This window comes from Limnothrix sp. FACHB-406 (assembly GCF_014698235.1).
Lineage (GTDB): Bacteria > Cyanobacteriota > Cyanobacteriia > CACIAM-69d > CACIAM-69d > CACIAM-69d.
The window spans coordinates 98,695-110,973 of record NZ_JACJSP010000002.1 but is presented as its reverse complement, the minus strand read 5'-3'; the positions used below and the strand labels follow the sequence as shown (position 1 = coordinate 110,973).

Below are 12,279 nucleotides of genomic sequence, written 5' to 3'. Positions count from 1 at the left end.
AAAGGGGAAAAGGCGAAAGGGAAAAGAGCACAAAATGAATTTGCTCTTGTGTCATCGCTTACTTTTGCCCTTTTACTTTTTACTTTTTACTTGAAGTAATAATTGCTCCGATGATTTTCATAATTTCTGCTGCTTCAGATTGAAGAGTCATGATGCGATTTTCAGGAAGAATGTCTGTGGCGCTGAGTAATTTCAGCCAGTAGTGGGTTTCGCGAGCTTCTTTGAGAGCGATCGAGTTTTTGCTAATGAAATCCGCCTTACTCTGTCCTGCCTGCGCTTCTTCCAAATTAGCACCAATAGAAGTTCCAGAGCGAAGCAGTTGCTTGCTCAGTGTCCTACTTACTCCTGGCTTTTCATCCAGAAACTGACAGACTTTCACAATCCGCACCGCAAACTCAAATGCCCTCTCCCGAATATCTTTCATAGCAAAAGGTAAAAAGTAAAAGGTGAAAGTAATAGTAGACGCTTTGTCTTAATAACTAAACATCATCAAGCATAGTTTCCCTCTCGTTTCTCTCCTCTTCACTTTTTACTTTTGCCTTTTTACTTTTTACTTAACTCCCGGTAAGCATTAAGGGCGGCTTCTTTGACTGGCTCGGGGACGATCGGGAAGGTGCTGAGAATATGGGTAAATTCTGCTTCGGTTAAGTCATACAGGTGGGCAATGATGCCATCGAGTTCGGCGCGAAGTTTACCCCGTTCTATTTCGTTTGTGATGCCGTTTTTGTGGGAGCCTAAGCCAACTTCTTTGGCTAAGTCGTCAAATTCGGGGGTGGTGCAGATGAGTTTGGCGGCACAGGTTACTATGACATCAAACCATGTGTCTCCTTTTTGGAGTCGTGGGACTGGGATTTGATAAAGATAAAAAGTATTAAGATTTGCCGTCATTCGAGATCGAAGTATATAATCTGCAGGAAAACTACTCAAGAACGAAACTAATACAAGTAATTCTTCACTTGTAAATCTTAACCTATTGTAATTATGGGAATTGTTTTCAAATGGGAAATGAACAGACAAAGAGTTCCCTGCTAGACAATTTTTAGGGATTAAACACGATATTAATGTTCTAGAGTCAGTATTTCTAGCAATTTTTCTTATCGCAATTCTATATGCTTCATAATCATTTTTAAGATCTTTTGGAATCTCATTTAATCCAGTTCTTTTTCGACGTTTCTCAAGAAAATCACTTCTCAAATCAGATTCTTCAATCCAATATCTAGGCTCATCATAGCAATGAGAGAAATGTAAAATCATTCCACCTTCATACAAAGGATATTCAGTTTTCTGAGTTTGAAAGAATTTAGCTCCACGATTCATGTGTAATTCTTCGCCATAAAGCTCTAAATTCCAACCAAGTTCAGAATCATATATAAGAGGAAATTGCATCATTTTCTTGGCAATTTGAATGTCAATCTCATTTTTGAACTCCGTGATTGACAAATAATCTGGCGATAACTTTCGGATGAGAGAGATATCTAAACGGATATCATTAGGTGCAGGAAAATTGGTTAATTCAGCGACATCGTGACGCATGAACCGCACGGGAAAAGCTTGTGTTTTTCCACCTTTCCCGAAGCTCAAGATTACAAACTTAAAGCGACTATCCACGCCCTCAAAAATTGCCTTGCGGTTCTCGAAGCAAAATAGTCCTGTTACTTCTGTTTGCGAAAAAAGCATTTCTCGGAGTTGCTTTGTTCCCAAATCGGTATAGATACCACTAGGAATGACAATGCCACACTCACCACCATCCCGTAATAAATGATGACAGCGTTCTAAAAATAGTTTGTAAAGGTTTATATCAGTTCCAGCTTTTTTCCCATTCACGATCGAGATTTGGTTGATGTAATCTTCCGATGATCGAAAATAGGCACTAACGTGGGGGAATTGGCTCTGATACTCATTCCAAGCCTGGGCAATATCTGGATCTTGTAAAAGCCTCTTCTGCTCCTTTTCAAATGCCTTGATATCCATTTTCTTTTTAGCTACAAGGTCACTGTGATTAGCGAAAAATTCCTTAGCATTGGGTTTGAAAACTTCCCACGGCGGATTGGCAATAATCGCATCAAACCCACCCCGCGCAAACACCCGATCAAAATGGTAGCCCCAGTGAAACGGCTCCAGCGCATCGATATCCGCAATGGTCAATAGCCGCTTTTGGGGTTTGCCCACCAATTGCGCTTGCTCATACTTAATCCCCAACCGCTGGCTAAACTCATCCAACAACAATTGATTCAGCTTTGCTTGAGATTCCCGGTTGAGCTTGTCGATGTGGTCACGCAACTGCAACAGGCGAGTTTCCTGGGGCAATTCCGAGTCCGCCTGCTGGAAAGCGTGTTTTTTGTAGAGCGCAATGGTGCGATTTTTGTCCTCCAAAATTCGCTGATATTCCGAAGCCGCCAACCCTTGCAGCAAATTGCCCTGCACCGCCGTTGGCCCCAACAAATTAATTTGCGTCGAGTCAAACCCGCTGCCCCTTTGCCCTTTACCTTTTTCCTTTTGACTTAAGCGATCAAACCCTTCCCCATCGACTCGAATCAAACCAATCAGCGAATTGCCCGCCATAATATTGAAATCAATATTCGGCAACGGTTCCAAATCATTAACCGTTTTTGCCGAAGAAACCAACGCCAAAAATAGCCGCAACTTCGCAATTTCCGTCGCCTCCTCCATGATGTCCACACCATAGAGATTGTCCGTAATGATCCGTTTTTTGATGTAGTAGTCAAGGGATGGATGCTTGGCAGCTTCCTGCAACCATTGAGTAATGCTTGCCCTCACCCCCAGCCCCTCTCCCAGGGAGGGAAAGGGGGGTAAGAATTCAGCGCGAATCTGTGATAGAACTGTGGGCAAATCTCGTTCTACAGAGTTGCTGTTAACACGAACAAATCGTAATCCCAAGGACTCAAGTAACTGTTGACGCTGTTGATCCGCTTCTTGCTGATTTTGATGCACACCACCGTCAACTTCTACCACTAAGCGCTCTTGAGCACAGAAAAAATCAACAATAAAAGCGCCTATTGGTTGCTGACGTTTAAACTTACGTCCATCTAATTTACGTCCGCGTAATGCCTGCCATAAGATGGCTTCACTGGCTGTAGGTTCTTTACGAAATTGGCGAGCAACTTCCCTCATCCGTTGTCTCAATACTGAGGAAATTTCCCAGTACATTTCCGCCTCTTGTCCCCCTTCTCCCTCCTTGGGAGAAGGGGCTAGGGGATGAGGGTTAGTTTCCGCCATGAGACCCTCACCCCCAGCCCCTCTCCCAGGACGGGAGAGGGGAGCCGGAGCGCCGACGGCACGAACCTCTTGTCCCCCTTCTCCCCCCTTGGGAGAAGGGGCCAGGGGATGAGGGTCTTCTAACAACGACTTAGCCCTTGTAACGACCCGTTGATAAATCCCAATCAACGTTTTCATCGCCGCCACCAAAAAGGCCCCCGATCCACAGGCCGGATCGAGCAGCGTCAGAGTTGGCAAAATTTCATTTAGTAGGCGATCGCATTGGGTAGCATCTAATGTTTCAAGGAGCGATGAAAGGCCCTCTCCCCCAACCCCTCTCCCAGGGTGGGAGAGGGGAGCCGGAGCGCCGACGGCAATCGATTCTTGTCCCCCTTCTCCCGTTTTGGGAGAAGGGGCTAGGGGATGAGGGCTTTCTGTTGGGGCAAGGCGATCGAGCACCAATTTGTTGATCGTGCGATCGCAAAGATACTCGGTGATTTCCGGCCGGGTGTAGTACGCCCCAAATTCTTTTTGGTTAATGTATTTCTCGAAAATATAGCCCAACACATCCGGGTTAATTTCCAGCGGGTCTTTTTCAGGGCGATCGTCCAAATGCCAAGAATAGCGAGAAAACAGATCGAAAACCTGCGAAAAGGCACGATCATCAATCTGAATTTGAGCATATTTCTGCTCAATGGTATGGCGTAAAAACAAGCCCCCATTCAGATAACAAATCTTGCCTAACCGTTTCTGAATCTCTGGATCACGTAGATATTCTGGCTCCGCAAACCCAACAAAAAACAACTCCTTGAGAAACTCATAAAAATTTCTCCCTTCCCGCTGGCAAAGTTGCAGTTTATGTTGCAAATACAGCGCATCTTGATTATCTAGGAAGTAGCGCCGCTGCAAGAAATAGATGAACATTAACCGATTCAGCAAAACCGACGCATACCAACGGCGATCGCCCTCCGAATCGATTCCCTCGATCGCTAAACAAAACGTCTGGTGCAACCCCTCAAAATCCTGAAAGAATTGCTTCGTCACCCGCTCAACATCAAACCCCTGCTTCACCTTTTGGGCAACATCCACATGGGTCAGATTGCCTTCTTCCTTGAAATCGACAATCAGCGCCTCTAGCTTTTGCAGCAAGGTTTCCGGGTTTTGGCTCACCTTATAGGAATGCGATCGCACTGCCCTTGTCGATGTCACCGTCTCTGCACTTTTACCTTTTCCCTTTTTACTTTTGCCTTGCTTAATTTCTGGCTTCAGCCACAACCATTCCTGCTGCGTTTTGCTCTCATCCCCAAACACCAACAGGTGGGATTTACTATAGTCCGTTAATTGTCGATCGAGCTTGACCCGAATTGGACGCGCCGGAATTTCTGGCGTAATGCACTTAAAGACCGTAAAGCCGCGCTTTTGGGCAAGGGAAACCACCTCAAAATATTCGCCATCCACCTCAAAGGGAAGCATGACGCGATCGACCGTATCCCAGCCCAGTTCTTCAATGAACAGAGACTCAAAATCAAACGTTTGGAGATACTTTTGAGCGCGTTGGCGATGGAGCGGCATGGCCTTGTAACTCAGATCGGGTTTAAATCAACTGGAAAGTCAGGATCAAACAATTGCTCGGGGCTGTAGGGACAATTTTCGGGTAAATCTGCGTAATCTAAAGGGGTTTCCTTAACCACCAAGTCTAACCCAGAAAAGATTAGAGGGCATCTTTGTTTTATTCGGATTCTTCAGATTCTTCGGGTGCTTCTAGCCACATATCATGATTTAACATTGGCTCGATCGAGCGATCGTAGGGCCATTCTGCTGGGAAAGAAGTTTTTGGATATTCCTTCCGCGTATTTTTCAGGGCAATTTGCCAAGCCTTATCAAAGCTGAGTTCCCATCGACCACTGAGGCTAGGAACAGCATCCAGCAAAACTTCTAGCTCTCCTCGCTGCGTCCGAATTGTTCGCTCCCATCCGTTATAGTCATGGGGCAAGTTGACATATAACCGCTTCAACAGATGTTCTAATAAAACAATCAGGCGGCTAATCAGCTCCTTTTTTTGCGAAATTCCCAATGCTTCTACCTCTTCAATCAAATGTTCAAGATCGAGGTGATCGAAGTCCCTCGCCCTCAGTTTGGCAACCGTATCTTCTGCCCACAGCAAAATATCTTGGTCGTAGAGAAGGTTGAGATTTTGAGTTGGAAACATTGGTGAATCTCCTTGAGAATATCCAACAATTTGATGCTCTTCAGCTTACCGGTCTTACTCTCAGCTAACCCCTAAATAATCCCATCGAGCAGATAATCCGTGCCCCGTCTCGACGTTCATCTAGGTTGATCACACAGAGCGCGTCATGCTCTCGCAGGAATATCACCAGTTTTGCCAACTGCTCATCACTAATTCCCGCCTTGAGTTCTCGATTCAGACGCGCGATCGCATTTTGCTTCAAGGGATATTGGTTAATTTCCTCGATCGCTCGTTCCAGACTTTCCCATTCTGTCCCCGTTGCCAGGATGGGTGCTGTTTCGCGGACATGCTGGGTATAGGCCATCAGGCGATCGTAAGTCCGAGATGCCGCGCTGCGCTTATTGCCCAGCGTTCCCGCCACAGTCTTGGTCTGCTCAGCAATCAGCTCCGATCCGCGTGTTACTAAATCATGGTGCTGAGGATGACGAGGCAAAGACGGCGTATCAATGCTGCACCGAGCCATCCGTAAAATTCGCATTTGCGACTGCGTGACGCTGTTGCCGTCTTTGTCCACCCACGCCAGCGCATCAGTACCGCTATCGGTGCGGAGGTAAAGCAAAACGCCCTCTGGGTCGGCTTCCGTTGGTTCATGCTCACGGGTGGCATAGGCCACGTCGGGCAGTTTTTCAATCATGCCCTTGAGCGCCGGGTTTGCCTCGATCGCACTTTGCCAAATCTGCAACGCCTCCGAGGTTAAATCCACCTCCCCTTCATCAACTTCATCCAACACGCCCGATCGCTCATTGTAGAGATTGAGCAGCATCTCCTGCGCTTTTTCATCCTCAAAAAACGCCTCATCCGTGCCCACAACTTCTTGGTTTTGATTGAGGCGATCGCGCAGCCGTCCCCGCAGGTTAATCAGCCGCTCCACGCCCTCCGCAGGCAAAAACGAATAGCAAAGAATTTCTTCCGCCTGTTGCCCAATCCGATCGACCCGCCCCGCCCTCTGAATCAGCCGAATAATTGCCCAAGGCAAATCGTAATTCAGAATGATGGCGCAATCTTGTAGGTTTTGCCCCTCACTCAACACATCTGTTGCTACCAATACCCGCAATTGCTCAGTTTCTGGAATCTCTTTTTGATTACTAATCGGACTAAATCGCCAAGCCAGAGCCGTCGGGTCAGCCGATTGTCCCGTTGCCAAGCCCACTTGCTGAATGCCCAAATCTGCGAGCGCCCTTGCCAAATATCGTGCCGTATCCGCAAACTGCGTGAAAATCAGCACTTTTTCAGTCGGATGTTGTTGCTGTAATAACGCCACCAGCGCCTTTAGCTTGCCATCCAACGCTGGGTTCCAATTCCCCGCCAGTTGCAAAATTCCGATCAAAGCGGTGGCATCTTGCTGCAGGTTTTGCCGCAACTGGGGACGAAACAGATCAGCACGAATCCACTTAAATCGACGGGAATATTGCTCTCGATATAAACGATAAATCTCTGCGGCTCGTTGAGTAAAGTTCTGCTGTGGATCAATATCTTCTTCATCCAAAGTGTCAGACAGATCCTCAGCGGTTTCCCAGTCCTGACTCAAGGGCAAATCTTCATCATCACCCACTTCATCCAGTAGTGCAGCATCCTGAGCACCAATGGGTAGGGGAAGATCGTGATTAATTGCATGGAGATACACATAATTTCGCAAAATATGCCGCTCTAACGACTGAATAAAAGCAGCCCCACTACTCTCCAATCGCTTAAACAAATTCGTGCGACAGAATCCCATTAATCGCTGACCCGCATGGGAAAGATTCGCCAATAGTTTTTGTTCTTCGTCCGTGGCTCGTTGTTTGGGTTTAGGGTCTTGATAAATACCCAGCCCATACCGAGGCAAACTTAGGTCATTAATCACATCCACCACGCGATCGCTATACAACCTTGCGTAGGGATCACGCTGCGGTTGGTCGATCGTAAATCGCACTGTCCGAGGACGACGGATTGGTAAATACGATCGCCGCCCATCGGCAAATTCCAGATAGAATCGTTCGCCATCCTGTTTGGCATAGGTATTTTTGATGAAACTGCGCGTCCGCCGCACCATGTAGCGACTCATCAACTGTTGCCAATCTTCGGGTTCTGGACTCTGCTCAAAGGCCAACAGCGATCGTACTGGACTAGCACTATGTTTGCGGCGAAACTGCATCTCACCGCCAATACTGCGAATATAGGCTTCCGGCTTAATTCCTAAATCCGCATCGGGTCGTAGGAATAACTGTAACTGCGCTGACAAGTCTAGATAGGTTTTGTTATAGGGCGTTGCTGTCAGCAAAATACAGCGACTACCACTCTGTTCGATATAGTCTTTAATGGCTTGATACCGCCTGCCATCCTTATTTCGCAGGTTGTGGCTTTCATCAATCAAAACCAACCGAAACCGCGCCGGAATATTGGGCAGTTCTTGAATCGCACGGCTAATTGGAACTACCTTGCCCCTCAAGCCATAACGATCAATATAACCCTGCCACATTCTTTCTAGATTCTTCGGGCAGATAATCAGCGTACTCGTACCATAATCTTCTTCACAAAGATGGGCGATCGCGGTTCCTACTAAGGTTTTGCCCAACCCGACCACATCGCCAATAATCACCCCATTTCGTTTGCTGACATGGTGTGCCGCAATTTGGACTGCCGCTTCTTGAAATGGCAGCAGTCCAAAACTGGCCGGAGCGCGGTATTGACTCAACCCATCCCGCGCCTCTTGGGACAGGTGATAGGCCATTTTTAGATAGACAAAATAGGGTTTGAGCGATCGTCCCGCCCAACTTTCGTCGATAATTTCCGCTAACTGCTTCGTAATATCGACACAAAAGCGATCATCCCAACGATCAACAAACCACCGCTCCAACTTACTCGTATCATCGCGATCAACCACTTCCACATTTAGCTCACCCTGAGATCTCAGCCCCGATAAAGTCAGGTTGCTACTGCCCACGTAGCTGATAATGGGCGTGGCGCGATCGTGGCGATAAATTAAATACAGTTTGGCATGGAGAGCATTTCGTAAAAATAGCTTGACCTGTAGTTTTCCAGTTAATAACTGTCGCCGTAATCGCTGTAAACCCTCCTCATCAGCCGCACTGGGCGCACCGTAGGTCAACTGCTGCCGAAACTCTTGCGCCATAAAGGTTTGTAGTCGAATTGTCTGCCCTTGGTCAATTCGCTCTGGCTCTACTCCGATCGCTAATGCTCGCCGTAGCTCTTCTTTCGGCAAACGGTACATCCCCACCAGCAATCGACAAGTTTTCCCTTCCCCTCCCTCAAATTGCTCAATATCAGAATCAATTTGTTGCCATCCCCGCAAGTTGAAATAACCCACACAAAAATCAGCACGGTAGGCTTGCTTCAGATAATGCTGCAACTCAGGTAGGATCGGTTGCTCGATATTGTCATAAATACTAGACATCGATTTTATACAAAGCAGTCTATTAGATTGCTAGGATTGAAATTACGCAACAGATGATCAAACTACAAAGCTCATTCTGTCCGCTGTTGGTTGGCTGAACCGATTAGTAGACATCATTTCGAAGCCCGGTATACGCTTTAGCCACCATAACTGACATGGCGTTCCTTAAACCCTACCTAAGAGAAATTATAAGGAGTCACACTGCCCCCAGCCACTTGCCAGCCTGTTTCGCCCCTGCGCCACACCCGCATATAGCGGAAATCTCCCGCAAAAGCATTTCCTAAATACGATCCACTCAAGAAAATATGCGCCGATGCAAGCGCAACATTTTCGCTCAAAACTCGGATTTCTAGCGCCTTAGACACCAACTCATGAAACTGAGTGCCTCCTGTGCGATGTAACTCCAAATCCATCGCCTTAGTCGCTAGCTCCCCAGTTGGGCCAGAAAAGAGCAAATCATCAGCAATGAGCGCGTCCAATTCAGACAGATTAGACGTGCTCATCGCGGCACGCAGTCGCGCTTCACACTCACAAATTTCGGTTTTGATCGCTGAATTCATGGCGGCTGATGACGTTTTGATGATGCTTCATTATGACTCATCATTTCATTCACCAGCCGCCACCGATTTTCCAAGGTGTTGATCGTGACTATTATGGTTGTCGATCGCCCTAACACACCATCAACCGATCGCAACCTAAGCACTCCCAAATACAGGATTTCAAGCCCGTATCAACTAAGCCTCACTCCCACTAATAAACGGGTTCTTCCTCATAATTACCCGGCGGACTATAGCGACAAACCAAAACTGCACTACCGCCCCCGATCGCGACACCACAGCCCACTTGCGTCGTGTTCCGCCAAACCACTTGGGTATAGTGCCCCACATCGGCCCAGTTGCCCGTGGTACTGACATCCGGGAAAATTCCGGGCTGAAAATATTGCTTTTCGCTACCCCAAAGATCAACCAATTTCGCAGCGCTATCGGCTCCCACCGTGCCCTTGGCGAGGTTCTCGCCTTCCCCGTGGGGATCGGTTGAGTGATCGAATTGGCCAGTGCTGGCTAACTGGTTAGCCCAGGCTTGGGCATGGGCCGCCAATGTGGGCGACCAAGTGAGGTCGGGCACGCCAACTTCCTTTCGATATTTGTTGTGGGCTGCCAGAATTTCTTGCTCCAAGGCCTTGGCTTGCTTGGCTTGGCCAGAAGCAATCGCGCGGCCAATATCGCGAGTCTTGGCAACAGCGAGATCCGGCAGACCACTAGCCGCGATCGCCCCAGCCAGCACAACGGAACCCAGTACCCAAGGCGATCGGCTCCCCCCAAACTTACCCAACACTGACTTGAACATAGATCACCTCTTAAGGATTTCAAGCATGAGCATGATGGAGCCGATCGCCCCTAGCCAATCGTGCCAAATAGCCCCTATCTTCTTCGCTGCTTTTTCTGGTTTCTTACAGCGATTCTAGCTATCGTTCCTCGCCACAAAATACTGAACATCACGCTCAACGATCGCCTTGATCGGCTGATGGAAAGGAATCACCTCAGAGGTGCTCAGTTCAGTTTTTCAATCTGCTTCTGAGCAACTCGGTTGACTAACCTTAATTGAGGCGATTTTGTGACCGCAGTTAGGAGCAGGTGCGTCCTACAAACGGCCTGCTGTCATTATTTTTAACTCTAGAAATTTGGTCTGGGGTGATCGCTTAACGATCCCTTCATACCCAAAATCGAGGGTTAACAAGGGGTTGAGACCCCCTGGCTGGGATGGGAACGATCGCTATTGCGGTTGCGGATCGCGCCAGAGAATTAGCCGATCGCTCATGGGTTGTAACTGCGTGCCGGGGTAATAGAACTGCAAAATTCGGCTGGCATTCCACCCGAGCTGAGCCAGCTTTTGCGATCCCGCTTGGCTCAGGCCCGCACCGTGACCCCAGCCGCCACCCACAAAGGCATAGCCCCGCAACGGTTGCGTGCCACCCCCGATCGGCTCCAGGTAAAACAACGTGCTGCGCGGAGCCATGAAGGCGCTGCGAACCGCGTCTTTTTCGAGCACCAGGGAGCCGCGATCGGTTGCGACGGTCAGCTTGCGTACTCGGCCGCCGGGCGATCGCTCTGTGACGGTCAGGCTTTGGACGGTTTTCAGGTTGGCGCAATCACTGTTTTGGGCCCGACAATAGCGCTGCAAGCCTTGGGCAATTTCCGGCAGGGTGCTGCTGCGTCGCCAGCGGAAGTCGCGCCAGCCCAGCTCGTTCCAGCCCTGGGCGATCGCTAGGAATTGCCGCAGGTTGCGCTCATCGGACAGGGGCCGCGCCGCCAAGTCCCAAATCGGTTGATGGGCATCGACTACGGGCCGCAGGTAGGGGCGATCGGGCCCGTCCCACACATCCGTGAAGTGGGCTGTTACGCCGCCGGAGGTAGAAAAGTAGAGCGCGTCGATCAGCTCGTTTTGATAGGTGAGCACCTGACCATTGGTGGCGGCGATCGCCCGATCGACCCGGGCCGTGGCCGCTTTCAGGCCGCGATAGACCTGGCAATGGGTATCAGCACAGAGTTGGTAGCCATCGATCGCAAACCGCCGCAAATTCCGCAGGGCATAGGTGCGCGCCAAAATCGCCTGGGCTTGCAGGGCGGATTCCGGTGCGCCGGCCCCAATTTCGTAGGGAACCACGCCGCGCAGATAGGTTTCCGTGGGTACGGCATTAACGATTGTGTAGCTGCCATAGGCGTTGCGCTGGAGCTTCAGGGAACCGGCAAATCGATCGCGCCCCACCTCGATCGCCCCTTTGCCCGCCGAAATCTCTAAACGCTCACTGGCAAAGGATTGCCCCCCGATCACCCCGCTCACCAACAGGTTGCGATCGCGCCGCTGACTAAACAAACTGGGCTGGCCACCGGTTGTGGCGGGCGGGTTGGCGCGAACACTATCCAGCAACAACCGCCGCAACAGGGGCTGGTGATAAATTTCCCGCTTGGCCCACACCTGCCAGCGCTCCGACGGTTGGGCCAACTCCACCTGAATCCCGCGCGATCGCCATTGGTTCGCGGCCGCCTCCGCCGTTTCAAAGCTGCGGTAAGTACCCAGCACCACCCGCTCATCCACAACGGGTTCCGGCAAGGGTTGGGCGATCGGCTGCAACACCAAGCGATCGCCCGTCAAGGTTTGGGTGCGATCGAGCGAATCCACCTTTACTGTTAGGCGATCGCCCGGCTGCGCCTTCAACTCCAAGGTTCCCGGCTGTTCCCCAAACCGCTGCACAATCCCAATTTGCAGCACCGGATTGGTCGCCGCGATCGCTTCCGGAGCCATCACCCACAGCAGCGCTCCCACCCAAAAAACTTGCCGCATTGTTCCCCTCAAAAACGAACCCATACTAAGTGATTTTACTGATCTCCATTTGCCACAGGTCAAGGGATCAGCAGGCTGT

Annotated in this window: 7 protein-coding genes; all 7 read right to left on the bottom strand. The window is 49.5% G+C overall.

Annotated elements, in window-relative coordinates:
* Positions 1–79: 79 nt before the first annotated feature.
* On the bottom strand, positions 80–424 hold the full coding sequence (locus tag H6G53_RS02360; protein ID WP_190526334.1) for a four helix bundle protein: 345 nt from the start codon (positions 422–424) through the stop codon (positions 80–82).
* A 119-nt stretch (positions 425–543) separates the two neighbouring features.
* Positions 544–4,788, bottom strand: a complete 4,245-nt coding sequence (locus tag H6G53_RS18640) for a DUF559 domain-containing protein (RefSeq protein WP_242030679.1) — start codon at positions 4,786–4,788, stop codon at positions 544–546.
* Between the two features lie 157 nt (positions 4,789–4,945).
* Positions 4,946–5,425, bottom strand: coding sequence for a DUF29 domain-containing protein (locus tag H6G53_RS02345; RefSeq protein WP_190530818.1), 480 nt, complete (start codon positions 5,423–5,425; stop codon positions 4,946–4,948).
* A gap of 64 nt (positions 5,426–5,489) precedes the next feature.
* Positions 5,490–8,858 carry a helicase-related protein gene (locus tag H6G53_RS02340; RefSeq protein WP_190530817.1) on the bottom strand — a complete coding sequence of 1,123 codons (3,369 nt, stop codon included), beginning with the start codon at positions 8,856–8,858 and terminating at the stop codon, positions 5,490–5,492.
* A 176-nt stretch (positions 8,859–9,034) separates the two neighbouring features.
* The gene (locus H6G53_RS02335; RefSeq protein ID WP_190530816.1) at positions 9,035–9,418 is read right to left on the bottom strand and encodes a nuclear transport factor 2 family protein; all 384 of its coding nucleotides are present in this window, start codon (positions 9,416–9,418) and stop codon (positions 9,035–9,037) included.
* A 190-nt stretch (positions 9,419–9,608) separates the two neighbouring features.
* On the bottom strand, positions 9,609–10,205 hold the full coding sequence (locus H6G53_RS02330; RefSeq protein ID WP_242030678.1) for a CAP family protein: 597 nt from the start codon (positions 10,203–10,205) through the stop codon (positions 9,609–9,611).
* Between the two features lie 426 nt (positions 10,206–10,631).
* The gene (locus H6G53_RS02325) at positions 10,632–12,200 is read right to left on the bottom strand and encodes a SpoIID/LytB domain-containing protein (protein WP_190530815.1); all 1,569 of its coding nucleotides are present in this window, start codon (positions 12,198–12,200) and stop codon (positions 10,632–10,634) included.
* Positions 12,201–12,279 lie beyond the last annotated feature (79 nt).